23 protein-coding genes are annotated in these 25582 nt (G+C 69.6%); 7 read left to right on the forward strand and 16 right to left on the reverse strand.

What is annotated here, in order from left to right:
* Window positions 1-23: 23 nt before the first annotated feature.
* From DEO23_RS00485 to DEO23_RS00515, 7 genes are all read right to left on the reverse strand, one after another.
* Window positions 24-713: a GntR family transcriptional regulator gene (locus tag DEO23_RS00485; RefSeq protein ID WP_109274062.1), complete on the reverse strand. Its 690-nt coding sequence runs from the start codon at window positions 711-713 to the stop codon at window positions 24-26.
* Between the two features lie 165 nt (window positions 714-878).
* Entirely contained in the window at window positions 879-2231 is a 1353-nt protein-coding gene (locus DEO23_RS00490) for an MFS transporter (protein ID WP_109274063.1), read from the reverse strand.
* Between the two features lie 143 nt (window positions 2232-2374).
* Window positions 2375-3349, reverse strand: a complete 975-nt coding sequence (locus DEO23_RS00495; protein ID WP_109274064.1) for a 3-hydroxyacyl-CoA dehydrogenase family protein — start codon at window positions 3347-3349, stop codon at window positions 2375-2377.
* A gap of 396 nt (window positions 3350-3745) precedes the next feature.
* Window positions 3746-4597: a fumarylacetoacetate hydrolase family protein gene (locus DEO23_RS00500; RefSeq protein ID WP_109274065.1), complete on the reverse strand. Its 852-nt coding sequence runs from the start codon at window positions 4595-4597 to the stop codon at window positions 3746-3748.
* Between the two features lie 31 nt (window positions 4598-4628).
* Window positions 4629-5813, reverse strand: coding sequence for an L-rhamnonate dehydratase (gene rhmD / locus DEO23_RS00505; protein ID WP_109274066.1), 1185 nt, complete (start codon window positions 5811-5813; stop codon window positions 4629-4631).
* The gene (locus DEO23_RS00510) at window positions 5810-6856 is read right to left on the reverse strand and encodes a zinc-dependent alcohol dehydrogenase (RefSeq protein WP_109274067.1); all 1047 of its coding nucleotides are present in this window, start codon (window positions 6854-6856) and stop codon (window positions 5810-5812) included. Before DEO23_RS00510 ends, rhmD begins: the two co-directional genes overlap by 4 nt.
* Window positions 6857-6898: 42 nt before the next feature.
* A complete protein-coding gene (locus DEO23_RS00515; RefSeq protein WP_205678783.1) occupies window positions 6899-8254 on the reverse strand; it encodes an MFS transporter in 1356 nt (451 codons plus the stop codon).
* A gap of 276 nt (window positions 8255-8530) precedes the next feature.
* Between DEO23_RS00515 and DEO23_RS00520 the strand changes: the two genes are divergently transcribed.
* The 4 genes from DEO23_RS00520 (at window position 8531) to DEO23_RS00535 (ending at window position 13167) form a co-directional block, all read left to right on the forward strand.
* Window positions 8531-9535: a LysR family transcriptional regulator gene (locus tag DEO23_RS00520; protein WP_109274068.1), complete on the forward strand. Its 1005-nt coding sequence runs from the start codon at window positions 8531-8533 to the stop codon at window positions 9533-9535.
* Window positions 9536-10029: 494 nt separating this feature from the next.
* A complete protein-coding gene (locus tag DEO23_RS00525; RefSeq protein WP_109274069.1) occupies window positions 10030-11514 on the forward strand; it encodes an Nramp family divalent metal transporter in 1485 nt (494 codons plus the stop codon).
* Window positions 11511-11996, forward strand: coding sequence for a hypothetical protein (locus DEO23_RS00530; RefSeq protein WP_133249813.1), 486 nt, complete (start codon window positions 11511-11513; stop codon window positions 11994-11996). The genes DEO23_RS00525 and DEO23_RS00530 overlap by 4 nt, the downstream gene beginning before the upstream one ends.
* An 88-nt stretch (window positions 11997-12084) precedes the next feature.
* On the forward strand, window positions 12085-13167 hold the full coding sequence (locus tag DEO23_RS00535) for a 2-keto-3-deoxygluconate permease (RefSeq protein ID WP_109274071.1): 1083 nt from the start codon (window positions 12085-12087) through the stop codon (window positions 13165-13167).
* Window positions 13168-13256: 89 nt separating this feature from the next.
* Here the strand turns inward: DEO23_RS00535 and DEO23_RS00540 are convergent, their stop codons facing one another.
* The 7 genes from DEO23_RS00540 to DEO23_RS16010 form a co-directional block, all read right to left on the reverse strand.
* Window positions 13257-14513: an alpha-hydroxy acid oxidase gene (locus tag DEO23_RS00540; protein ID WP_109274072.1), complete on the reverse strand. Its 1257-nt coding sequence runs from the start codon at window positions 14511-14513 to the stop codon at window positions 13257-13259.
* Between the two features lie 81 nt (window positions 14514-14594).
* Entirely contained in the window at window positions 14595-15626 is a 1032-nt protein-coding gene (locus tag DEO23_RS00545; RefSeq protein ID WP_109274073.1) for a 2-hydroxyacid dehydrogenase, read from the reverse strand.
* 58 nt (window positions 15627-15684) lie between these two features.
* Entirely contained in the window at window positions 15685-17007 is a 1323-nt protein-coding gene (locus DEO23_RS00550) for an MFS transporter (protein WP_109274074.1), read from the reverse strand.
* 56 nt (window positions 17008-17063) lie between these two features.
* Window positions 17064-18491 (reverse strand): MFS transporter, encoded by a 1428-nt coding sequence (locus DEO23_RS00555; RefSeq protein WP_109274075.1) that lies wholly within the window; start codon window positions 18489-18491, stop codon window positions 17064-17066.
* Window positions 18492-18555: 64 nt separating this feature from the next.
* Window positions 18556-19329 carry an SDR family NAD(P)-dependent oxidoreductase gene (locus DEO23_RS00560; RefSeq protein ID WP_109274076.1) on the reverse strand — a complete coding sequence of 258 codons (774 nt, stop codon included), beginning with the start codon at window positions 19327-19329 and terminating at the stop codon, window positions 18556-18558.
* Window positions 19330-19435: 106 nt separating this feature from the next.
* On the reverse strand, window positions 19436-20356 hold the full coding sequence (locus DEO23_RS00565; RefSeq protein WP_109274077.1) for a sugar phosphate isomerase/epimerase family protein: 921 nt from the start codon (window positions 20354-20356) through the stop codon (window positions 19436-19438).
* Window positions 20357-20579: 223 nt separating this feature from the next.
* Window positions 20580-20723, reverse strand: coding sequence for a hypothetical protein (locus DEO23_RS16010; protein ID WP_165831676.1), 144 nt, complete (start codon window positions 20721-20723; stop codon window positions 20580-20582).
* Between DEO23_RS16010 and DEO23_RS00570 the strand changes: the two genes are divergently transcribed.
* The 3 genes from DEO23_RS00570 to DEO23_RS00580 all read left to right on the forward strand — a co-directional run bounded on the left by DEO23_RS00570 (window position 20722) and on the right by DEO23_RS00580 (window position 22993).
* A complete protein-coding gene (locus tag DEO23_RS00570; RefSeq protein WP_109274078.1) occupies window positions 20722-21192 on the forward strand; it encodes a ribose-5-phosphate isomerase in 471 nt (156 codons plus the stop codon). The genes DEO23_RS16010 and DEO23_RS00570 overlap by 2 nt on opposite strands.
* Window positions 21193-21615: 423 nt before the next feature.
* Window positions 21616-22377, forward strand: coding sequence for a triose-phosphate isomerase (locus DEO23_RS00575; RefSeq protein ID WP_109274079.1), 762 nt, complete (start codon window positions 21616-21618; stop codon window positions 22375-22377).
* A gap of 52 nt (window positions 22378-22429) precedes the next feature.
* Window positions 22430-22993 carry a protein-L-isoaspartate O-methyltransferase family protein gene (locus DEO23_RS00580; protein WP_109274080.1) on the forward strand — a complete coding sequence of 188 codons (564 nt, stop codon included), beginning with the start codon at window positions 22430-22432 and terminating at the stop codon, window positions 22991-22993.
* An 83-nt stretch (window positions 22994-23076) separates the two neighbouring features.
* On the opposite strand, the gene DEO23_RS00585 is transcribed toward DEO23_RS00580, so the two are convergent.
* Window positions 23077-24033, reverse strand: a complete 957-nt coding sequence (locus tag DEO23_RS00585) for an SMP-30/gluconolactonase/LRE family protein (RefSeq protein WP_109274081.1) — start codon at window positions 24031-24033, stop codon at window positions 23077-23079.
* A gap of 73 nt (window positions 24034-24106) precedes the next feature.
* Window positions 24107-25474 (reverse strand): MFS transporter, encoded by a 1368-nt coding sequence (locus DEO23_RS00590; protein ID WP_109274082.1) that lies wholly within the window; start codon window positions 25472-25474, stop codon window positions 24107-24109.
* Window positions 25475-25582 lie beyond the last annotated feature (108 nt).

The following is a 25582-nucleotide window of genomic DNA, read 5'->3' on the forward strand; positions in this document are numbered from 1 at the left end:
CGTCGGCCGGGACCGGCCGCGCTCTACTGCTCGGCGCCCCCGGCCAGGCGCGTCGAGCGCACCCGCACACCCTCCAGGTGCCGGCGCAGGGCATCGAGCGCGCCGTCGTGGTTGTGCTCGCTGACGCGCGCGAGGATCTCGGCGTGCTCGCCGATGGCCTCGGCCGAATCGATCTGCTCCGGGCCCTCCGACCAGGTCTGACGCATGCGGTGACCGTGGGTGTTCAGCACCTCGCGCATCGAGGCCAGGTAGTGGTTCCCCGCGTGCTGGAAGAACGCCTCGTGGAAGGTGGCGTCGGCGTCGAAGTACTCGTGGATCAGCGCGTAGTCGGGCTCGTCGGCCGCGGCGATCCGGTCCGCGATCGCGGAGTGCTCGGCGTGCGCCCGGCGGAGGTCCTCGACCAGCGCGTCCCAGTGCGCGAAGGCGCGGGTGAACGCGGCGCCCTCGAGGAGGCCGCGGGCGTCGATCAGCTCGTCGATCTGCTCGGGTGTGAGCGGCGGTGCGACCACGAATCCCTTGAGCGCCTGGTACTCGATCAGTCCCGAGCGCTCGAGAGCGACCAGCGCCTCGCGCACTGGGGTGGGGGAGACCTCGAGCTCCCGCGCGAGTCCGTCGATGCTGAGACGTGAGCCGGGGCGCCAGTTGCCCTGCACGAGGCGGTTCTGGATGCCCTCCTGCACGTCGGCCCGCAGCACCTGGCGCTTGCTGGTCATGGGGTCTCCTGCCCGGTCGGATGCGGTGGCCGTCCTCCGGATCCTAGAGGATCCGAAGGACGACGTCGCGGACCTCGGGGGCCCCGGGGCCCTCGAGGGATGTCGCGTGGGCATGGTCGGCCGGTGCTCCCGAGGCCTCGGCTCGACACTCGCAGGCGCGTCGGCTCAGCGCTCCCCGGCGCCGACCCCTGCGGACTCCGGATCGGGCCGCTGCGACTGCGGCGACACCTGCACGGGGTTCTTCCCCGCCCACGCGCGCATGCCGAGCACCGAGCCGATCGCTCCGAGGACCAGGACCGCGCCCAGGAAGTACATGCCGTTGGTCGCCCGACCGGTCGCCTCGGAGACGGCTCCCACCACGTAGGGGCCGACGAACCCGCCGATGTTGCCGAAGGAGTTCACGAACGCGATGCCCACGGCGGCGGTCGCCCCCACCAGGTAGCGCGTGGGCAGGGCCCAGAACACGCCGGCCACGGAGTACAGGAAGAAGGCGGCCATCGACATCGCCGCGAGCTGGAGCAGTCCGGCGGGAGCGGTCGCCGAGAGCAGGATGCCCACGGCGCTGCCCACGTAGATCACGATCAGCGGGATCCAGTTCTCCCGCATCAGGGAGGCCAGGCGCGAGGTCACGAAGATGCCGATCACGCCGAACACGTAGGGCACGGCGGAGAGCCAGCCGGTGGCGACGTCGGAACCGCTGAAGGCGCTGACCACGGTGGGGACCCAGAAGCTCAGTCCGTAGATGCCGACGGTCGAGGGGAAGAACAGCAGGGCGAACACCCACACGTACTTCGAGCCGAGGGCCTTGAAGGGGTTGGAGTGGGACTGCTGGCCGAACTCGACGCGATCGTGCTCGAGCTCGTCCTCGACCCACTGGGCCTCCGCCTCGCTCATCCACGGCGCCTGGCGCGGGGTGTCACGCAGCCACTTCAGAGTGGGGACGGCGGCGAGCATCGCGGCCAGCCCCGAGATGATGAACAGCCAGTGCCAGCCCCGCAATCCGAGCCAGTCCAGGCCCATGATCGAGCCGGCGATGGGGCTCATCACCAGGAAGGCGATCGGCGCGGCCAGCACGAACGTGCCCGTGGCGCGCGTGCGGTGGCGCTGGGGGAACCAGAAGGTCAGGTAGTACAGCACGCCCGGGTAGAAGCCGGCCTCGGCGACGCCGAGGAGGAACCGCAGCAGGTAGAACACGCTGGTGGAGTTCGTCAGCGCGGTCAGCGCGGTGATCAGGCCCCAGGTGAACAGGATGCGCGCGAACCAGACCCGCGGGCCGACCTTGGGCAGCAGATAGTTCGAGGGGACCTCGAACAGGAAGTAGGCCAGGAAGAACAGGCCCGCACCGAGCCCGAAGGCGGCGTCGCTGAGCCCGATGTCGGTGGACATCTGCAGCTTCGCGTAGCCGATCACCGAGCGGTCGATGTAGGCGATGGTGTACAGCACCATCACGAAGGGGACGATGTGCCAGGTGATCTTCTTGATCAGGGCGTTCTCGTCGACGGGGGTGGTCGAGTCCACGATGACTCCTCGCTGGGGGCAGGCTCGGCGTGCCGGGCCCGGAACGGGTGGAAGACGGCAGGGGGCGGCGTCGGCCCGACGGGTGACGGGCCGACGCTGTGCCGGCGAGCGGCCGGCGGCGGGGGAGGGGTGCGGAGGGCGGGTCAGCCCTGGCTGCGCTTGGTGCCGCGCGGGGCCGGGCCCAGCTCACGCAGAACCTCGCGCATCCGCGCATACGCCTTGTTGCGGTACGCCACGAGCTCCGCGGCGGTCTCCTCGTCGTAGTCCTCGACGAGACCGTGACCGTTCTTCAGGCCCTTGTGGTCCGCGGCGACGGCCTCCTTCAGGAGCTCGGGCGTGGCCAGGCGCTCGCCGTAGGCCTCCTCGAAGGTGCGGAAGCCGTTCGCGTAGACGTCCAGACCCGCCTGGTCCGCGATCGCGAAGGGGCCGAAGAAGCCCAGGCGGAAGCCGAAGGTGGTGCGCACGATGGTGTCGACGTCGTCGACCGTGGCCACGCCCTCCTCGACGACGCTGGTCGCCTCCTTCAGGAGCGCGTACTGCAGGCGATTGAGCACCATGCCGGGGGTGTCGGCGACCTGGGCGCCCTCGCAGTCGGCGCGCTCGAGCAGGTCCTTGATGGCGTCGATGGTCTCCTGCGTGGTGGCCTCTCCGGCCACCAGCTCGACGCCCGGGATGAAGGGCATCGGGTTGGAGAAGTGGACGGTCAGGAAGCGCTCGGGGCCGACGACGGCGGGGGCGAGCACGCGCACCGGGATGGTCGAGGTGTTGGTGCCGATGATCGCGTCGGGTCGGGCGGCGGCGGAGATCCGTGCGAGGACGTCCTTCTTGACGTCCGGGTCCTCGAAGACGACCTCCTCGATGAAGTCCGCATCGGCGACGGCCTCCTCGATGGTCTTGCCGGCGCTCAGGTGCAGGGCGACGGCGTCGGCGGTGCCGGCGGGCACGAGACCCTGCTCCTCCGAGGCGCGGGCCTCGCCGAGGATGCGGGCGAGGGCGGCGTCGGCCGCCTCGACGCTGACGTCGGCGAGCTGGACGGGGAGTCCGGCCGTCGCGAGGACCTGCGCGATGCCTCCTCCCATGTAGCCGGCTCCGACGACGGTGACGGTGCTGATGGTCATGCGTGGACTCCTTCGTCTGGGGTGCGCGGGCTCTGTGGCGTTGCTGCACCTGGGGAGCCGAAGGGAGCTTCTGCGTGCTCGGTTCGGCGACGCCGTTAGCCTACAGATCCTATTGGATTATTGCCAGAGGCGAGGCGGACCAGCTCCGCGTCGCCGAGCAGCGTTCCCGATCCGTGCGGGATGAGGCATCGGCGCGAGCGCCGTCGAGGCAGAGAAGAGGATGGCGCCCACCCCTCAAGGGGTGGGCGCCATCCGTCGCGAAGGTGGTGCGGTGATGCGGCTAGGTGACCGTTGGTGAGGGGCGATCCTGTAGGAAGTGAGGAGTGAGTTCGGGACGCGGGTCTGTCTCCCCGGCGTGCCCAGCGCTCTCGTGAGCCCCGCCGGGGCCGACCCGGATCAGGCGTGACGCACGAAAGCTTGGCGCTGGTCGCCCAATCCCTCGATGCCCAGCTCGACCACATCGCCGTCCCGCAGATACGGGAAGCGGCCCGAGAGAGCGACACCCTGCGGGGTGCCCGTATTGATGAGGTCGCCCGGCGAGAGCACCATGTACTGCGAGAGATGCTGCACGAGCTGCGCGGCGGAGAAGACCATGTCGGCGGTCGTGGAATCCTGCCGCGACTCCCCGTTCACGCGTGACCACAGTCGGAGCGCTTGTGGATCGACTGCGCTCGCGGGCACGAGTGCGGGCCCCAGGGGATTGAAGTTCTCGGCACTCTTCCCCTTGGACCACTGCCCGCCGGACTGTTCGATCTGGAAGTCCCGCTCGGAGACGTCATGGCTGGTCACGTAGCCGGCAATGACGTCGAGAGCCGCTTCCGGGCTCGACAGGTACGACGCCCTCCTGCCAATCACGACCCCGAGCTCGACCTCCCAGTCGACGGCGGTGGCCCCGGGCGGGATCGGCACGTCGTCGTAGGGGCCCACCACGGTGTTCGGATGCTTGAAGAACACGATCGGCGTGCTCGGGGGCGCGGAACCCGATTCCGCGGCGTGCGCGGCGTAGTTCTGCCCGATGCAGATGACAGCCTCGGGGCGGGCGATGGGAGCGCCGACGCGTTCCGTCGCGGCGTCCTCCCATACGGGCAGCGTCCCCGAACGCAGAGCGGCTTCTGCCCTGGTCATCCCGTCCTCGGCGAGGAACGGGCCGTCGATGTCCGCCGTCACCTCGTCCAGGCCGTATGTGACTCCCTCGTGGACGAGGGCAGGGCGTTCCTGGCCGGCGGGGCCCAGTCGTCTCAGTTCCATGTCGTCTCCTTGTGCGGTCGGCCGGCGCGGGTCAGTGGGTGAAGGGCCGTGAACGAGGGATCTCCGGATTGAACTCGACCCCGAAGCCTGGCGTGTCCGGCACCCGGATGCGGCCGTTCTCGGGGACCGGCTCGCCCAGCAGCATCGGCGAGAACATCGGGACGATGCGTTCCGCGGTCGGATGCATCATCAGGAACTCGCTGAACGGGCTGTTCGTCCGTGTGATGACGAAGTGGTACGAGTAGACGGACGAGCCGTGCGGCACCACCATCGCTCCGTGCGAGTCGGCGAGCGCCGAGATCTTGAGCAGCTCGGTGATCCCGCCGCACCAGCCGACGTCCGGCTGGATGATGTCGGCGCATCCCATCTCCAGGAGCTGGCGGAACCCCCACCTGGTGGCCTCGTGCTCTCCGGTCGTGATCAACATCCCCGGGGGTGCGTTCCGGCGCAGCTGCTGGTAGCCCCAGTAGTCGTCCGGGATCAGCGCTTCCTCCAGCCAGCGCAGACCGTGCTCCGAGGCACGGTGGGCCAGGCGCGTCGCGTAGTCGACGTCGAGGGACATCCAGCAGTCGAACATCAACCAGAAGTCCTCGCCCACCTGCTCACGCATCCGGGCGAGATCGGCGATGTTCTGCGTCATGCCCTCCTCGCCGTCGGCGGGGCCGTGATGCAACGGCATCTTGCCGCCGATGAATCCCATCTGCTGCGCGAGGTCGGGCCGTGCGCCGGTCGCGTACATGGTCAGCTCGTCGCGCACAGCCCCACCCAGCAGGGAGTACACCGGCTCCTCGCGCAGCCGTCCGAGCAGGTCGTAGAGGGCGAGATCGACGGCGCTGATCGTGTTCAGCACGATCCCTCGGCGGCCGTAGAACAGGGTCGAGCGGTACATCTGGTCCCACATCCGCTCGATGTCGGTCACTCGGGCGCCTTCGAGGAATCGTGCCAGGTGCTTCTCGACGATCCACGCCCCGAGCTCGCCACCGGTCGACACGGCGAACCCCACCGTCCCGTCGTCGGCCTCGAGCTCGACCATGAGCGTGCCCAGGACGTTGAGCCCGAACGACTGCCGCGACTGGGCGTATTCGGGATAGACGGACATCGGCGTGGAGATGTGGTCGTCGATCCAGTGATCGGCGCCCTGATCGTGGTAGTCGGCGCCGCCGCCGCTCACGGTGTAGGCGCGTACGTGGGCGATGGTCCTGTGTCGCGTGGTCATGCGGAGGGGGCTTCCTGATCGAAGTGGACGAGGATCTTGCCGGCGGGCCCTGAGCCCTCGGCGAGCGCGGAGAACGATGCCTGGGCCTGCTCGGGCTGCACGGATCGGCTCACGAGCGTCGAGGCCAGGTCGGCGTTGCCGCCGATCCAGGTGGCGGCGTCGGTGAAGTCCTGTGCCGAGTAGGTGAAGGAGCCACGGACCGACCGCTCCTCGGTGCTGATGGCGAAGGCGGGCAGGTCGAGTCGGGGAGATCCCATGCCGACGAGCACCACGCGCCCGCCCAGAGTGGTCGCTCGGAGAGCGTCGTCCATCGTCGGGCTGATGCCGACGGCATCGATCGCAAGATCCGCCGGGCCGTCGAGCGCCTGCGCGGCGAGGCCGTCGACATCACCGCTCGAGGGATCGATGACGTGGGCCCCGAGCTCGGAGACGAGCGTTCGGCGTGCCTCGTCCATCTCGGACAGCACGATCCTGCGGACGCCGGACATCCGCAGGGCGAGCACGAGGCTCTGCCCGATCGGACCGCCTCCGATCACCAGGACCTTCTCCTCGGGATCCGGAGCGCCGAGGCGCACGGCGTGGAGCGCGACGGCGAGCGGCTCGATGAGCGCCCCGAGATGCAGGGGCATCGAGGGGTCCAGCAGCACCACGTTGCGGGCAGGGACGACGACGTAGTCCGCGAACGAGGACTGGACGTCGGCCGCCACGCCGATCACCTGCTTGCCGGGGGCGTGCTGCTCGCGCCCGCTGTACTCACGGGTCTGCTCCGGAGGCACCACGACCGGGTTGAAGGTGGCGGGCGCGTTCAGCGGGAACGCCTCCGGGTCGACATCGGCGCCGAGCGCGGCGATGGTGCCGGAGGACTCGTGTCCCATGATCTGCCCCGGGTGGCGTCGCCCGTTGTCCCCGGTGAATCCGTGGAAGTCCGATCCGCAGATCCCGGTCGCGCAGATCCGCAGCAGGATCTCGCCCGGTCCCGGCTCGGGACGGTCGATCTCGACGAGCTCGAGGTGGTGGTAGTCGGTCAGGACGAGGGCTCTCAACTCTTCTCCTTCGGGGTATGGGAGCGGTGGGTCAGGGGCGGGTCAGGACTGTGACGGAGCGGTGGATGCCCTGCCGGCATCGAACATCCGGGTGCCGAAGAGCAGGATCGCGCCGAGGATGGGCATGGAGGCGAGCATCAGCAGCCCCGCGGTCTCGGCACCGAAGGTCTCGACCGTCCAGACCCGGAGGTTCGGGGCCACGAAGCCGCCGAGGTTCCCGACGCCGTTGATCAGGCCGATCGACGAGGCGAGAGCCGCACCTGAGAGGTACGAGGTGGGGATGTTCCAGAAGATCGGCTGGGCGGAGCAGAATCCGATCGCCGCGAGGCAGAGCCCGACCATGACCAGGACGGCACTGTTCACCAGGCCGGTCAGCAGCAGGCCCGCGCCGGAGACGGCGAGCAGGACGATCGCGATGCCCCGGTAGTTGCCGGAACGATCGGCCAGCCTGCCGGTCACCAGGTTCGCGCCGAGCCCCAGCACCCACGGGATCGCGAACAGCAGTCCGACGACCAGCCCCACGTCGCGGCCCGAGATGTCGGCGATCTGCTGGGGCAGGAAGAAGGTGAGCCCGTAGACCGAGACCTGGATGGTGAAGTAGATCAGGCAGAAGTAGAGGATGCGGCCATTGAGCAGGGCCCTCCACCAGCTGAGCTTGTGGGAGTCCTCCTTCTGTGCGCTCTCGGCGTCGAGAGTCGACTGCAGCTCGGATCGTTCGCGCTGCGTCAGCCAACGGGCGTCGGAGGGGCGGTCCGCGAGGTAGAAGAAGGCGATGATGCCCACCAGCACTGCGAGGAGCCCCTCGACCAGGAACAGCCACTGGAAGCCCCACATGCCGAGAGCCCCGTCGAGGTCCATGAGTGCACCGGAGAGCGGTCCGCCGAGGATGTTGGCCACCGGCAGGCCCATGTAGAACAGAGCTGTCGCCTGTGCGCGTCGACGGCGGGGGAACCAGTAGGTCAGATAGAGGATCACGCCAGGGAAGAAGCCGGCCTCGGCCACGCCGAGCAGGAAGCGCAGGACGTAGAACATCGTGGGGCCCGTGGTGAACATGAACAACGCGGCCACCACGCCCCAGCTGACCATGATGCGCGCCATCCACCAGCGCGCACCGACCCGGTGCATGATCAGGTTCGAGGGCACCTCGAAGACCGCGTAGCCGACGAAGAACAGGCCGGCACCGAGCGCGTAGGCGCCGGTCGACAGTCCGGCGTGGACCTCGAGCGACTCCTCGGCGAACCCGATGTTCGTGCGGTCGACGAACGCGATCACGTACATCAGCAGCAGGAACGGCAGAAGACGGAGCAAGGCCTTGCGGGTCGCGGACTTCGTCGCGTCGCTGTACTGCTCTTCGCCGTGGACGACGGACGTCCCTCGGGTGGTGGGTGAGGTGGACACATCGTCTCCTTCGACAAAGGGGTCCGTGGCGCGGAGGGCGGGTGCTGCGCGAGTGCTTCTCGATCTCTCGAGGCGGCTTTCGACGCTACGCGAGGACCGTCCTCATCGGTCGCCTGGGTCGATCCGTCTTCCGGCTGATTCCTATTCGATTTCGATATTCTTCGGTCCTCGAGGGCGGCGTGGCCGGTGAGCGGCTCGGGCGCCGATGCGTCCTGACGCATCGCTCCCTGCTCCAGGCCCGTGCGTCGCCGAGGATCAGGACGACAGGAGACGCGGATGCCCCGGGTGGAGCAGACCGATTGGCTGGAGACCTTCGTGGCGGTCATCGATCACGGGAGCTTCTCCGAGGCGGGTCGTGCTCTGCACCGCGCCCAATCGCGCGTCAGCACTCATGTGGCCGCGTTGGAGCGAGCACTCGGCGGCACGCTGGTGGATCGCAGCCACCGTCCCATCGGTCCGACGGAGCTGGGCACGGCATTCCTCCCGCACGCCCGCGCCGTGCTCGCCGCGCTCGAACGCGGAGCCGAGGCGGTCGACGCCTGGTCGGGGAGCCCCCGAGGGCGCGTGGTGATCGGCTGCCACCCCAGCGTCAGCGCGGGCTTCCTGCCGCAGGTGCTCGCGGATCTGCACCTCGCGCACCCGCACCTGCGCGTGGAGCTCACCGAGCACACCACCCCTGATCTGGCCTCGGGCATCGCGGCGGGACGGTTCAACATTGCGATCCATTCGTGGGTGGGTGATCCGCCGCCCGACGAGCTGCGCACGGAGCATCTGTGGACCGAGCGCTTCGTCGCGATCGTTCCCCCTGGTCATGTCGTGATGGACCAGGTGGTGGAGGATCCTGACGACCACGCGCAGCAGGGGAGCGGAGAGCCGCGCGCGGTGATGCTCCCGCCGGATGCGCTGGACGGCCCTCCCTTGGTGGCCGTCGCCCGGCCGGGCGCCCACATCGACCCCGACACCGGGAGCGCGTTGCGCGCATGGGGCCTCGAGATCCCCGTCGCCTGGCAGTCCGAACAGCCGCAGACGGTCGTGAACCTGGTGCGTGCGGGTCTTGGCATCGGGGTCCTCAACTCGCTCGCGGCGAGTGTCAGCGACACGCACGGTGTGCACGTCGTGCCCGTGGGAACGATGGGCGCAGGCCGGAAGGTCGTCGCGACACGGGACCGACGCACGGAATCCTCCCCGAGCATCGACGCCGTGTTCAGCGCGATCCTCGAGGGCGCTCCGCCGGACGGCGTGCGGCCGGCGCCCTCCTCGCAGGGTCGGTCGGCACCGTGAGGGCGTGCCGTGCAGGCGGCGTCGCAGTGCAGCGGCTGGCGTGACGACAAAGCGGTGATCCTATTTGATGCAGGCGTGGAGTTCGCTGGAGTCGACCACCTCCACTCGTGTTCCCCGGTGGTGATCAGTTCGCGGCCGAGGTGTCGAGCTGCGGAGATGTCACTGGTGAGACAGATCGGCCAACGGAGAGTTCGCTCGCCGACCGACTGCGCCGAAAAGACGCCGTCCGCCCCGGGCCGCCCCCACTCACCGCACCACCATTGCTTATGATCCTGTAGGAAATGGTTGACAGCGCTCGTGCCTGCCTCTAGGTTCGGCACACATATCGGTCGGATACCCCGGCCACGCGGAACAACCTCGCCTGCCGACGACGACAGCGAGCGGTCCCACCTCCCTCGGACCGCGGCGATGCGGCGTCGACGCCGGCGTGATCGATCGACCGGACCGGCGCCCCGCGGCCCGACGTCGACTGGCCCGAAGGAGGACCAGCTGGCATGACTGCACCACAGCACCAGGACCTCGGACTGGGGGAGCTGCGCTTCCCCGAGGCCGATCCGCGACTGAAGAAGTGGACCTTCGGCAATCTGATCGCCTTCACGGGCCCGGGCATGATCCTGGCGTCGGTGACGATCGGCAACGGGGAGATCTTCTCCTCCTCCCGCGGTGGCGCCGTGTTCGGCATGGCCATCATCTGGACGTTCGTCCTGTGCGCGATCATGAAGGCGGCGATCGTCTACTCGGGCGGGCGCTACATCGTGCTCACCGGTGAGCACCCCTTCCAGCGCTGGGCGCAGATCATCCCCGGCCCGCGAAACTGGCTCGCCCTGCTGCTGGGCGTGCTCGCCGTCGTCTGCTTCCCGTCCTGGGCCGTCGCGTACTTCCAGGGTCTCGGCCAGTGGTCCAACTGGACCTTCCACACCTCGATCGACCCCGCCATCTGGGGCCTGATCTGGGGTGTCATCGGTTTCGCGACCGTGTTCCTGCGCAGCTTCAAGATCGTCGAGAACTTCCAGACCGTCGTCGTCGGCCTGATGGTCGTGTTCTCGTTCGTCGCCGTGTTCGTCTCCAACCCCCCGTGGATCGAGGCGATCAAGGGCCTGGTGCCGAACGTCCCCAGTGACTACCCCGGCTGGATCAAGCAGGACTTCCCCGACGTCGCCGGACGCTCGATCCCGCTGGAGATCATCGCCTACCTGGGGGCGCTCGGCGGCGGCACCTACGACTACATCGGCTACGTGGGATCCCTGCGCGAGAAGCGGTGGGGGATGCTGGGCGTTCCCGACCACGCGGTGCTCGAGGAGAAGCTGAACCAGCTCGACAGCGATCACGCGCGCATCCCGCTCGCGGAGGACACGGAGAACGTCGCCGAGGGTCGTGCCTGGCTGCGCGCCGTGAAGCTCGACGTGCTCGCCTCCTTCGTATCCGTCGGGATCCTCGCGATCACCTTCCTCGTGCTCGGCGACGTGGTGCTGGGCACGGGAGCCTCCCAGACGGTCCCGGGCGACGACGACATCCTCGGCGATCAGGCCGGGTTCTTCTCGATGATCTCGCCGGTGCTGGTGTACCTGTACCAGATCGCGATCTGGGCGGCCTTCTTCGGGTCGCTGCAGGCGCTCATGTCCACGATCTACCCGTACACGGTGCGGGAGAGCTTCGCGCCGAGCTTCAAGGCCCTGCGCGAGCCGAGGAACTGGCAGAAGGTGCGGGTCGCCGTGGCGACCTACACCTTCCTCGGTGCGGTGGTGCTGCTGTTCAGCGGCCTCAGCTACACCACCGTGATCTCCTTCGCCGGGATCCTGGGCGGGGTGCTGTCCCTGGGGGTCTGGGGCTTCGCCCAGCTGTGGACCGAGCACAAGGTGCTCCCGAAGCCGTACCGGATGCACCGCTGGGCGCAGGTGGTCGTCGCGATCAGCTCCCTGGCCCTGTTCGTCTTCGGCGTGGTGGCGATCATCCAGTTCTTCCAGGACTTCCTCGGATGAGCGCCTCCACGGCGACCAGCGCCCCCTCGATGACAGGACGTCGGCCCATGCGCACCCCCGTCTACCTGCTCGCGATCGGGTCCTGCCTCGTCCTCTCCTGGCTCTTCGCCACCCGCGAGAACTGGATCGGACTCGCGCTCGTCCTGGTCGGCGCGGTCGCCTACGCGGTGCGCCTGGTGACGGCGAACCGGGCCGATCGCAGGGAGGCCGTGGCCGAGGCGCGCGAGCAGCGGCCCGGCACGTCGGCCGAGCAGCAGGCGCTGCGCACCGAGCTGGGGCAGATGCGCGAGGCGTACGAACGGAACCGCCGGGTGATGCTCCTGATCTCCGTGGTCATCGCGGGCCTGGCCACGATCGCCTGGGCCTGGAACCCGCCGCTCGCGCTCGCGCTGCTGCTGTTCGCGATCCCCTGCCTCGCGCTCGCCTGGCGCAGCACGCGCGCCGTGCGCAGGATCGACCAGGGACTCGCGGGAGCCCGCTGACACCGCGCCACCGGCCAGGACCACACCGGCGGCCGGGACCACACCGACGGCCGTGACGACCCACCGACGGGAAGGAAGAGCACACGGGATGACCGCCTCGACGACGAGCGGGACGAGGCTCCGTTCACCGATCTACGGAACCCTCGACAGGATCCCCGGCGGGCTGATGGTGGTGCCGCTGCTGCTGGGCGCCGTGGTGTGCACGATCGCCCCCGGCCTGCTGCAGATCGGCAGCTTCACCACCGCCCTGTTCGCGACACCGATGCCGCTGATGGCCCTGGTCATCTTCGCGACCGGCATGCAGATCACCCCGCGCTCGATCGGCCCGGTGGCCGGGACGACCGGCGCCATCCTGCTCGCCAAGAGCCTGGTGCCCGGCCTGATCGTGGTCGCGCTCGGGTCGGTGGTGGGGATCCAGGGGATCCTCGGGATCTCGATCCTCGCGATGCTGGCCACCTTCGACAACTCCAACGGCGGCGTCTGGATCGCCTTCACCGGGAAGTACGGCACCCGCACCGATCGCGGCGCCTACGTCGCCTCCGCCGTCAACGACGGACCCTTCTTCACCATGCTCTTCATCGGCGCCGCGGGCCTCGGCTCGATCCCGCTGGAAGCGTTCGCCGCCGCGATCATCCCGCTCCTGCTGGGCATCGTGGTGGGCAACATCGACCACCGCTGGACCGAGGTCATGCGCTCGGTGCCCAGCATCGTCATCCCCTTCTTCGCCTTCGGTCTGGGCAGCAGCATCGACCTCGGCGCCGTGCTCACCGGCGGCGTCACCGGCATCCTGCTGGGCCTGGTGGTCACCCCGTTCACCGGTGGGCTGACCTACCTCGCCTACCGGTTCCTGCTGCGTCGGGGGAAGCGCTCGGGCATCGGGTTCGTCGCGGGCACGACGGCGGGCAACTCCCTGGCGACACCGGCGATCGTCGCCGCTGCCGATCCGCGCTTCGAGCCGTTCGTCGGCGTCGCGACCGTGCAGATCGCCACCGCGGTGCTGATCTCCTCGATCACGGCCCCGCTCATCGCCGCCTGGGTGCTGCGCCGGAACGGGACGTTGAACGACCCGGAGGCGGGGGATGGGGACGTCGAAGGGGCGACCGCGGCCGAGCGCGAACAGGTCGCGGAGGCGGACGAGGCCGAGGTCGACAGCGACGCCGGAGCGCGCTGACAGGAAGCCTTCGGCCTCGCAGATGCAGCGACGCCCCGCCCCGGTAGGATCGTGGATCCGAGCCCGGGACGGGGCGTGAGGGGTTGAGGTCAGGCCTCGGGCTCGCGGTGCAGGCCCTCCCCGTGCCAGATCTCCGGGTAGTCGACGAAGCCGCGATCCAGGGCGTCGACGCTGGTCGCGCCTAGCTGCCCCATGGCCAGAGCGAGCTCCTCGTCGAGGATCTCCAGCACACGGGTGACGCCGCGCTCGCCGGCGGCGGCGTTGGCGTAGCCCCAGGCGCGACCGATCGAGACCAGGTCCGCGCCGACGGCGAGGGCCTTGGCGATGTCGTCGCCCGTGCGCACTCCCGAGTCGAAGACGACGGTCATGTCCTCGCCCACGGTGTCCACGATCGTGGGCAGCACGCTGATCGTGGAGGGGGAGGAGTCGAGCTGGCGCCCGCCGTGGTTGGAGACGTAGATGCCCTGGGCGCCGACCTTCTTCGCCCGCAGGGCGTCCTCCGGCGTGAGGATTCCCTTGATGTACAGCGGGCCGTCCCACTGGCGGCGCACGTCCTCGATGTTCTCCCACGTCAGGGTGAGGTTCGCGAGGTACTTCGCGACGAACTCCTGGTGCGAGACGGCGTTGTCGCCCTGGATCTCACCAACCAGGTTGCGGAAGCCGATGGCCGGCGGCCGCATCACCGCGAGCGTCCAGTCCAGGTGCCGCACCGCCTGGAGGGCGTTGCTCGCGGTTACCTTCGGCGGGATCGACATGCCGTTGCGGTGGTCGCGGTAGCGCTTGCCGTTCAGGGGCACGTCCACGGTCACCACGAGCGCCTCCGCGCCGACGGCCTTCGCGCGCTGGATCAGGTTGGTGACGATCCGATCGCTCTTGTACATGTACAGCTGGTACCAGAGCGGGCCGGTGGCGACGTCGGCGATCTCCTCGATCGACCAGTTCGAGGCGGTGGAGATCGTGAAGGGGATGCCGGCCTTCCCGGCCGCGCGCACTGCAGGCAGCTCCCCGGTGCCGCCGATCATCCGCTGCAGTCCCAGCGGGCCCATCACGTAGGGCCGGTCCAGCGGCATGCCGTCGACCTCGGTGGAGATGTCGACGTGGGAGATGTCGGTCAGCCAGCGCGGGCGGAAGCGCACCCGGCGCAGGTCGGCCGCGTTGTCGTCCTTGGTGATCTCGTGATTCGAGGCGCCGTCGATGATGTCGAAGGCCATCGTCGGCAGCCGCCGCTTGGCGAGTCGGCGGAAGTCCTCGACCGACGGCGCGGACTCCACGGGGTCCACGCGCAGGCCGCCGGCGGCGATCATCTTCGCGAACTCGACGGCTCCGGTCAGCGGGTTCTCGGCCATGGGATCTCCTTGTCTCGACGGTCTGGTTGTCTCGACTGTCTCGGGTGTCTGGATGGTCTCGGTGTGCGTCGGCGGTTGGTGTCAGGCCCGCTGGGGGCTGCTGACGACGTGGGCCGGTTCCCGGCCCTCGGCCACGGCGATGACCTCGCCGAGAGCCTCGGCGCCGGTGGCGGCGGTGAAGTCCTGCGTCCAGCACAGGGAGTGCGGGGTGAGCAGCACGTTGTCGAGCTTGAGCAGGGGGCTGCTCGTCGGCAGCGGCTCGGTCTCGAAGACGTCGAGGGCGGCGCCGGCGATGGTGCCCGAGCGGAGAGCGTCGACGAGGGCGGGCTCGTCGACGACCGCGCCGCGGGCGACGTTGACGAGGTGCCCGTCGGGCCCCAGCTGCTCGAGTTCGGTGCGGCCGATGAGGTGGCGGGTCTCGGCGTTGGAGGAGACGGTGAGGATCGCGAAGTCGCTGCGCCGCAGCAGGTCCGCGAGCGGGACCTGCTCGATGCCGGTCTCCGCGCAGAACTCCGGTCGCGGGGTGCGGTTGGAGGCGATCACCGTGAGGCCCAGCCCGCGCAGCAGGCGCACGGTCTCCCGGCCGATTCCGCCCAGGCCGACGACCCCGATGGTGGCGCTCGCGAGCCCGCGGCCCCGCAGGCCCGAGCGCTGGTCCCAGCGCCCGGTGTGCACCAGCTGCGACTTGGGCACCAGGTTGTGCGCGAGGGAGAACAGCAGGGTCAGGGCAGCATGCGCCATCGGCACCCGCAGGCCGTCGGGCGCGTTGGTGACCACGATGCCGTGGGATTCGCAGGCGGCGAGGTCCACCTGGTCGAAGCCCGCGCCGAAGCGGGCGACGTGGCGCAGGGTGGGCTGCTCCCCGAGCTGTTCGCGGCCGAACGGGGTCTCGCCCATCAGCAGCACGGCATCGAAGCCGTGCAGGCCCTCGGCGGTCAGCTCCTGCGTCGCCAGGTCGATCGGGGACCACTCGATCCCGTGATCGGCCAGGTCGCCCAGGCCGATGTCCCCGTGGGTGGTGCGGCCGTCGCCGTCGATGCCCTCGGCGGCGACGGCGAGTCTCCAGGGTCTTCTCGGTGCGCTCGGTGCGCTCGGTGCGCTCGGCGTGCTCATCGGGTGCTCCTCGGATCGGTGGTGGAGGGGGTGCGGGTGCGGCGTCCCCGTACGTGTCTCATGCAGCGGCCCTCTCGGCTGCTTCGCGCTGGGGGATCGGCCTGCGGATCAGCAGACCGAAGAACACGGCGCCCAGTGCGGCGATGAGTCCCGCCAGGATGAACGAGGGCGAGTAGCTGCCGGTGGCATCGAAGACCATGCCGGTGACCACGGGTGCCAGCGCACCCCCGAAGTAGCCGCCGAAGTTCATGATGCCGCCGAAGCGGGCGGCGTAGGCGTCCGGGACGATGTCGGAGGTGGCCGCCCAGGCCTGCGACTGGACCACGGCGATCAGGCCGAGGGCGAGGCTGAGGACCACCAGCGCGAGGGCGAACGTGGACACCAGCGGCACCAGGCACAGCAGCGCGCCGGCCCCGAGCGAGGCGATGATCAGCGCGATCCGCTTGGAGGCGAGGGGGCTGCGTCCGCGCCGGGCGAGGACCAGGGTGATGCGTCCTCCGAAGATCGCGCCGAGAGCGGCGACGACGTAGGGGACCGAGGCGACGACGCCGGTCTGGCCGATCGAGACGCCCAGGGAGTTCTGGAGGTACAGCGGCAGGAAGGTGATGAAGATGTTCCAGATCCAGATCGAGGTGAAGAAGCCGAGCATCATGCCCCAGGTCTGACGGAAGGTGAACAGCTTCAGCCAGGGGATGCGCGGGGCGTCCGCGTCCTCGATGTCGTCCCGTCCCGCCAGGATGTGGCGGTACTCCTCGTCCGAGAGGTGCTTGGCGTGCTCCGGTGAGCGGTAGAACGCCCAGAAGGCGACCGCGAGGACGATGCCGGCCACACCCAGGACCAGGAACATGGCGCGCCAGCCGAAGGCGAGCATGAGCACCGTGAGGATCGGGGGAGCGATCGCCGACCCCCACTTGGATCCGGAGTCCCAGATCCCGGCGGCCTGCCCGCGCTCGGAGCGCGGGAACCAGTGCGTGGTGATCTTCGAGCTGTTGGGCGAGTTCGGGGACTCGCCGATCCCCAGCAGCACCCGGAACAGCAGGAAGTGGCCCAGGGTGTGGCCGAGCGCCATCAGCGCGGAGGCGATCGACCAGACGCCGACGGCCAGGAAGTACATCCGCCGCGGGCCGACCTTGTCGATCAGGTATCCCACGGGCAGCTGGCAGATCGCGTAGGTCCACGAGAAGACGCTGCCCATCAGGCCGATGTCGGTCTGGGTGAGGCCGAGCTCCTCGATCATGTGGGGAGCGGCGATCGAGACCGACGCGCGGTCCATGTAGTTCAGGATCCCGGCCAGCAGCAGCCAGAACAGCACGAAGTAGCGGAGGTTGCGGACGGTGCGGCGATCACGCTGCCGGCGGGTGTCCTCGACGTCGAGGCTCATGTGCACCTACTCGGTGTCGGGCGGGACGCGGGGCGTCCCGCAGGAGGAGGCGCCCCTCAGGGGGTGGGGGCGTCCGAGCCTGCGCGGGCGGCGCGGTCGCGCCGCTCGAACAGGGCGGTCCCGGCGACCAGCAGGGCGCCGAGGAACGGGGCGGCGGCGAGCATGACCAGCCCGGCCGCCTGGCTGTCGAAGGCGGTGACCATCCACGAGCGCAGGTTCGGAGCGATGAATCCGCCCAGGTTCCCCAGGCCGTTGATGAGGCCGACGCCCGCGGCCATCGCCGCACCGGAGAGGTACCCGGTGGGGATGTTCCAGAAGATCGGCTGGGCCGAGACGAACCCGATCGCCGCGAGGCACAGGGCGGCCATCGCGAGCACCGGCTCGCTGAGGAAGGCGCTGGCCGCCAGCCCGATGCCCGAGAGCACGAGCATGAGCGTCGCGGTGCTGCGGTAGGCCGCACGACGGTCGGCCCAGCGACCGACGAAGAGGTTCACGACCAGGGCGCACAGCCAGGGGATCGCGACCAGCAGGCCCACCAGGAAGCCGACCTCGCGGCCGGTGATGGAGGCGACCTGCGCGGGCAGGAAGAACGTCAGCCCGTACACCGCGACCTGGATCGTCAGGTAGATCAGCGCGAAGTAGAGAACGCGCGGGGTCAGCAGCGACTGCCACCAGGAGAGCTTCGCGACCTGCTGCTTGCCGGCGGCCTCCGCGGCCAGCACGTCCTCGAGGGAGGTGCGCTCCGTCTCCGTCAGCCAGCGGGCGCGGGAGGGGCGGTCGGTCAGCACGAACACCGCGGCCACGCCGACGAGGACGGCGAGCAGCCCCTCGATCAGGAACATCCACTGGAAACCGTGCAGACCCAGCGCGCCGTCGAGCTCGAGCAGCGCACCGGACAGCGGCGAGCCGACGATGTTGGCGATCGGCAGGCCCAGGTAGAACAGGGCCGTCGCCTGGCCGCGGGTGCGCCGCGGGAACCAGTAGGTCAAGTACAGGATCACGCCGGGGAAGAATCCGGCCTCGGCCACGCCCAGCAGGAAGCGCAGCACGTAGAACATGACCGGGCCGGTGGTGACCATGAACAGCGCCGCGACGATGCCCCAGGTGACCATGATCCGTGCCATCCACCAGCGTGCGCCGACCCGGTGCATGATCAGGTTCGAGGGGACCTCGAAGACCGCGTAGCCGATGAAGAACAGCCCCGCGCCGAAGGCGTAGGCCGCCGTGCCGAGCCCCGCGTGGACCTCGAGCGAGTCCTCCGCGAAGCCGATGTTCGAGCGGTCGATGAACGCGATCACGAACATCAGCATCAGGAACGGCAGCAGGCGCCAGCGCGCCTTGCGGGTCGCGGACTCGACGGCGGGGGAGAAGGCCAGCTGCTCCGCCCGCGTGACGGGATCGGCCGCGGAGACATGGCCGGCCGACGGACGCTGGTCCGCGTCGGCGGGTCCGGACTCGCGGTGCCGGGATGACGTCGTCGTCATGGGGTCGACCTCCTGGGAGGGAAGACGGAGGGCGGGCCGGAGCCGGCCCGCCCGGAGGAAGGGATCAGACCATGTGCTTTCCGCCGTCGATGAAGACGGAATCGCCGTTGACGAAGCTCGAGTCCTCGCTGACCAGGAACTTGATCAGCCCGGCGACCTCCTGCGGCTGACCCACGCGCTGCAGGGGGATGTCGGCCGACATGCCCGCCTTGCGGTCGTCGGTGAGCTTGCCGCCCATGATGTCGGTGTCGATGGGGCCGGGCACGATCGCGTTGCAGGTGATGGCGTGCTTACCGAGCTCGCGCGCACCACCGCGGGTGAGACCGAGGACGGCGGCCTTCGCGGCGGCGTAGCCGGTCTTCGAGAACGTGCCGCCGCCGTCGAAGGCGGTGATCGAGGAGGTGTTGACGATGCGTCCGCCGGTGCCGGCCTCGATCATGCGGGTGGCCGCGGCCTGCATCATGAACAGCGTGCCCTTGGCGTTGACGGCCATGACGCGGTCGAAGGTCTCGTCGTCGAGCTCGAAGATCGTGTGCGGGCTGGCGATACCGGCGAGGTTGACCTCGGCCAGGACCGGGGGCAGCTCGCGGTCGATGACCTCGAAGGCCGACTCGACCGAGTCCTTGTCGGCGATGTCCACGCCGATGCCGACGACGGTGCGGCCGGTCTCGGCGGCGAGCTCATCGGCGAACTGGCGGACGGACTCGGCATCGATGTCGAGCGCGGCGATGTCCCAGCCGGCCGTGGCCAGGGTGCGGGCGACGTGACGGCCGATGCCGCGCGGGGCCCCGGCCCCGGTGATGACGGCGGTGCGCTTCTCGGGGAACGTGGTGGTCATGACTGCTCCTTCGCAGAGTGGTGGCATGGCGGGGTGATCCGGAGGGACGCGGGCCTCCGCGACCTCCGGCGACCCCTCGGTGACGCCTCGGTGACGCCGGTGGGGATCAGGCGAGCGCGGAGGCGAGCACCTGACGGAGGTACTGGATGTTCTCGGCGATCACGCCCAGGGAGTCCGAGCCGTAGTGCTCGCAGCAGAACGGGCCGGTGTAGCCGTGGTCGAGCGCGCGGCGGATCACCTGGCGGTAGTTGATGTAGCCGTACTTCAGCGGCATCGGGGCCGAGGAGTAAGCGCCCGTGGCCGGGTCGAAGTCCCGCGTGTAGTTCTTGATGTGCCAGAAGTTCGAGTGCGGCAGCACCGTCTCGTACATCTCGGAGGGGTGGGGCATCGGCCGGTGCAGGCGCACCAGGTTGCCGAGGTCGGGGTTCAGGCCGACGGCCTCGTGGTCGATGTCGCGCAGGAAGGAGACGGCGTCCTCGGGGGTGCCGACGTAGGTGTCCTCGTACATCTCGAGGCTGAGCTGCACGCCATTGGCCTTCGCATGGTCGCCGAGCTCACGCACGCGCTCGATGGCGAGGTCGCGCAGGGCGGGGTCGTCGTGGTGCCCGTCCTCGAGCCAGAACCAGATGGCCTCGGCCTGGGAGGGGGTGAGGCCCTGCATGAAGCCGATGTTGACCACGCTCGCCCCGAAGGTGGGCGCGATGTCGAGCAGGCGGTGTGCCTCGGCGAGGAACTGCTCGCCCTTCTCGCGGTCGACGACCGAGCTGCGGGTCATCGAGATCGAGGGGATCGAGAGGCCCTCGCCCTCGAGGACGCCGCGGAACTCCTCGACGCGCTCGTCGCTCAGCCGGGCGAGCGGGACCCAGGCGTCGGTGGGGTCGATCTGGGTGATGCCGAGATCGCGGGCCTCGCGCATCTGGGAGGCCCAGACGCTCGAGGGGGCGTCCTTGATGTGGCCGCCGTCGGGCGCGGTGGCGCCGAACGAGAGCATGTTGGCGGCGATCGGCCACGTCTCGGCAGTGAACATCTTCGGTCTCCTTCACGACGACTGTTCCTATAGGATTCACTCCGCGCATGGGCGGTGTCAAGGCGCGACTCGGCCGTGAATCGGCGGGAGGGAGACGATTCTTTCCTGGCCCCGGCTCGCATCCGCCTATAGGATCGTTAGTGCGGGCGGGCCGCGAGAGCGTCGCCGCTGGGCGGGCCGCGAGAGTGTCGCCGCGCAGCGTCGCAGGAGGCTGCCGACAGCTTCAGCGCATCGCAGCGGTGACCGAGCCGGCGGCCGGGTCGGCGACAAAGTCGGCGGCTGAGCCGACGACAGGGTCGGCGACCCGCCCCGAACTAGGCTGGAACCAGCGGCGAATGCCGCGGGGATCGACGAAGGAGAGCGTCATGACCTGGAACATCGTGGTCGGCGGGGACAACGCCGGGTTCGGGTACAAGGAGGAGCTGAAGAAGCTCCTGGAGGCTGATGACCGTGTGGGCACGGTGACCGATGTGGGCGTGACGGGTCGTGAGGATGGCACGTACTACCCCAATGTCGCGATCGAGGCGGCCGAGCTGGTCGCTGCCGGCGATGCGGATCGTGCGCTGTTGATCTGCGGGACGGGTCTGGGCGTGGCGATCTCGGCGAACAAGGTCAAGGGCATCCGTGCGGTGACCGCGCATGATCTGTACTCGGTTCAGCGCAGCGTGCTGTCGAACAATGCGCAGGTGCTGTGCATGGGTGAGCGCGTGGTGGGTCTGGAGCTGGCCAAGGAGCTGGTGAAGGTGTGGCTGGATCTGGAGTTCGATCCGGAGTCGTCCTCGGCGGCGAAGGTGGATGCGATCTGTGCGTATGACGGGTCGCTCGAGGAGGGGTGATCGCTGGTGGGGCGGGGCCCGCGGGGCGGGGTGTTTCCGCTCGGCGTGGCCCCTCGGTCCCGCGGTCGGCGTTTGGCGTCCGGCCCGGGTTCGGGGTCGGGGTCTGATGCCTGGCATGCGCCGGAGTCGTTGTCGGCCTGATCGTGAACGGTCGGGTGGGCTTCGGCGGGACTAATAGCGCATCATCTGCCATATATGGCACACGATGCGCTATTAGTCCCTTCCAGGCCCTGATCGCTCCCGGCAGTCGGCCCGGCCACCGCGCCTAGGCCTTGGCCGCCCCCGCACGACGCCCCTCACTCCGAACCCGGCACCCCTCATTCCGAGCCCGGCACCCGTCGCCCCGCGCCCCCCCCGCACCCACCGCTCATCCCGCCCTCGCCCCGGCACCCCACGCCCGAACGATCAGCAAGGAACCACCCCATGCAGCCCCTCTGGATCGGCACCAGCTGGAAGATGACCAAGACGCTCGAGGAGGCGCGGGCCTGGACGACCGCGCTCACGGAGCATCTGGGCGGCCGGGCACCGGAGGGTGTGCAGCCCTTCGTGATCCCTCCGTTCACGGCGACGACGACGGTCGCGCAGATCCTGGGACAGGACTCGCCGGTGCTGCTCGGCGTGCAGAACGCCCACTGGGAGGACGAGGGTGCCTGGACCGGCGAGGTCTCGGTGCCGCAGGCGAAGGACGCGGGCGCGCAGATCGTCGAGATCGGGCACTCCGAGCGGCGCGAGCACTTCGGTGAGACCGTCGAGACCACTCGGCTCAAGGTGGCCGCTGCGCTGCGCCATGGTCTGACGCCGCTGCTGTGCATCGGGGAGAGCGCCGAGACCAAGGACGCGGGGGAGTCCTCCGCCTTCATCCTCGAGCAGGCGCGCGGCGCCCTCGAGGGCCTGGATGCCGGTCGGCTCGCGAGGGTCGTCATCGCCTACGAGCCGATCTGGGCGATCGGGGAGAAGGGGCGGCCCGCCACGGTCCCGGAGCTCGTCGAGCCTTTCGCAGCGCTCGGCGCGGAGTACACCGGTCGCGTGCAGGGTCTGCTCTACGGCGGCTCGGTGAACCTGGAGAACGCCGCGGACCTGCTCGGGATCGATCACGTGACCGGCTTGTTCGTCGGTCGCACGGCGTGGGACGTCGCGGGGTACCGGCGACTGCTCGAGATCGGCTCGGCGCACGCGGCGGGGTGACCCCGCCACCCGCCCCCTCGTGCGATCACGCATGACGTGATGGGGTGGGCGCATGCGCAACGACGCTCTGCACCGCGCTTTCGACGAGGTCCCGCGCTCCGACTTCCTGCCGGAGGAGGTGCGGTCGCACGCCGGCGTCGACGCCCCGTTGCCGCTGGTCGATGGGCAGACGAACTCGCAGCCCAGCACGGTCGCGACCATGCTGGGACTCCTGGGCCCGCAGCCCGGCCACAGGGTCCTGGACGTCGGCAGCGGGTCCGGCTGGACCACGGCGCTGCTGACGCACCTGGTGGCTCCTGACGGCTTCGTGCTCGGCGTGGAGATCGTCGCCGAGCTCGTGAGCAGCGGGCGGGCGGCGCTCGCCCCGTACGCGGACGGCCGCGCCGAGATCCGCCGTGCCCGGCGTGACGTGCTGGGGGCGCCGGAGGACGGTCCCTACGACCGGATCCTGGTCTCTGCTGAGGCCGACCGCGTTCCCGAGCAGCTCGTGGAGCAGCTGGCGGAGGGCGGCGTGCTCGTCGTTCCGGTCGCCGGGACGATGCACAGGATCCGGCGCACCCCCGACGGCCTCCAGAACACGGTCCACGGGCAGTACCGATTCGTGCCGCTGCTGTGACGGGCGGCGTGATCTCGGTGGAGTGAGGCGGGTGGGTTCGACGGCGGGTGCCGCCGAGGTCTCCAGTCGGCCACGGGCGGCCATCACCCACCCATGAGCCGCCCCGTGTGCGCGTCCGTCGTGGTGGTGCGGATGCGGTAGATGCTCGTCGAGGCGCAGATGTAGAGCGTGCGTCCGTCCCGGCCGCCGAAGCAGAGGTTGGCGACCTTCTCGGGCACGGGGATGTCGCCGATCTTCTTGCCGTCAGGGGAGAAGACCTGGATGCCGCTCAGAGAGGAGGACCAGAGGTTCCCGTCGGTGTCGACGCGGAAGCCGTCGGGCAGGCCGGGGGAGACCTCGACGAGCGCCCGGCCGTTCTTCGCGTGGCGTCCGCCCAGGACGTCGTAGGCGTGGATCGAGTGTCCGCCGGGGCGCTCGGGGTCCGGGTGGTCGCGATCAGGAGGATCGATCGAGGAATCGGCGACGTAGAGGACGTTCTCGTCGGGCGAGAACGCGAGGCCGTTGGGCGCCTCGACGTCGATGACGACCGGCGTGAGCGACCCGTCCGACGGATCGAAGCGGAAGACGTACCGGTCCCCGTACTCCTCCTCACCGGCGTGCCCCTCGATCGGGCGTTTGATCCCGTACGAGGGATCGGTGAACCAGATGGTGCCGTCGGACTTCACCACGACGTCGTTCGGGGAGTTCAGACGGGCCCGGCCGTAGCGGTCCACCAGGACCTCTGGGGCGTAGACGGCGGCGTCATCGCCGCTCCGCGGACGACCGGCGTCGCGATCGACGAGGATCGCGCGGCGCCCGTGGGAGCACTCCACGATCGCGCCGCCGGGGTCGAGGGTGCGGCCGTTGGTGAACTCCGCGTCCCCGGTGAGCTGGGTGGTCGTGCCGTCGGCCTCGTCGTGCTCGAGGATCTGGTTGCCCGGGATGTCGCTGAAGCGCAGGACGCCTCGCGCCGGGATCCAGGCCGGTCCTTCGGTCCACGAGTACCCCGTGGCCACGCGCTCGAGTTCTGCGCCGGGCTCCAGCAGCTGCGGATGAGTCATCGTCGGTGTCCTTCCGGTGTGGTTCTTCGTCGTGATCAGGGGACGTCGGCTGCTGCCGGTTCCGCCGGGGGCCTCACGCGCCTGCCGCCGCGCTGTCCTTCTTCTGCGCGACCAGGACCGTCTCGGTGATACGCGCGAGGGGGATGAAGCCGACCAGGCAGATCGCGGCGAGGATCAGGTAGTGCCAGGTGAAGCCGAGATGGGTGATGACGATGCCGGAGACGGCGGAGGCGAAGATCCCCGAGACGCCCAGGGCGACGCCGATCATGATGCCCAGCGCCGTCCCGGCCGCTCGCGGAGCGGAGTCGACGAGCAGGGCGTAGACGACCGGGAACGGTGCGTTGCGGAAGAGGCCCCAGATCAGCAGGATGATCCAGGCGGTGACGAGGTCGTGGATGGCGATCATGGCCAGCAGGCTCCCCACCCATCCGATGATCAGGAAGGCGATGGAGAACTTCCGTCCCAGCCGGTCCGAGAGGGTGCCCCACAGGACCTGCCCGATCCATCCCGTCAGCCCCGAGGCGCCGGAGACCAGGACCGCGTCGGAGACGCCCATCCCGAGGTCGCGGAACTGCGTGGTCAGGAAGGTGACGACACCGGCCTCGCCCCACAGGAACAGGAAGCACAGGACGATCGCCCAGCGCACGTTGGTGTGCCGCAGGGCCTCCTTCACCGGCCCCAGGAGGCCGCCGGTGCTGCGCGTGGTCAGCTCGGGCAGCGGGGTGGTCTGCCCCATCTCCTCGATCCTGCTGTACAGCGTGGCCTGGTGCTTCCTGCGTCCGAGGATGGTCTGGCCGATGACGATCGGGATCCCGAGCAGGGGGATGACCAGGAATGCCATGCTCCAGTGCGCCGATCCCAGCACGATGGCGATGAGGGCGCCGGCGAGGAACTGGCCGATCGGGAAGCCCGTGTGGTGCACGCCCACGGCGAAGCCGCGGTGCTCCTTCGGCCACCACTCGGAGACGATCGCGACGTTCACCGGCTCCGAGCCTCCGCGGCTGATGCCCATCGGGATGCGCAGGAACAAAAACGCCAGGAAGCTGCCGGCCAGACCGAAGGTGAGGGCGCCGCCGATGATGGCCAGGAGCATCGCGACGTTCCAGGTCCAGGTGCGGCGGTACCCGGTGCCGATCCGGTCCGAGAGGTACCCGAACAGGATCCCGCCGGCGACGAGGCCCGCGAAGTAGACCGAGTTGATCAGACCGGCCTGATCGGGGGTGAGGTCGAACTGGTCGGAGACCTGCGGGAGCACGGCGGGCAGGATCTGATGGTCGACCGACGTCATCAGGATGGCGATCGTGGTCAGGAGCAGCATCCACCAGGAGAAGGCGGGGGCGCGGGGCACGATCCGGTGGGTGCCCGGGTTTGTCCCGCTCTCCGCGGCATCCGGGGGAGACGCCGGGGCAGAGGAGGGGCGCGGTGCGTCGGAATCGGTCACGAGAGCTCCTTCGCGCTCGGATGACTCGGTCGCGCGGCAGCGTGGCCGATATGGCGGCACCGAGTGTGATCCAGATCCTATAGGATGTCAAGGATCGTCCGCGCCGGC

Source organism: Brachybacterium endophyticum (assembly GCF_003130585.1).
GTDB lineage: Bacteria > Actinomycetota > Actinomycetes > Actinomycetales > Dermabacteraceae > Brachybacterium > Brachybacterium endophyticum.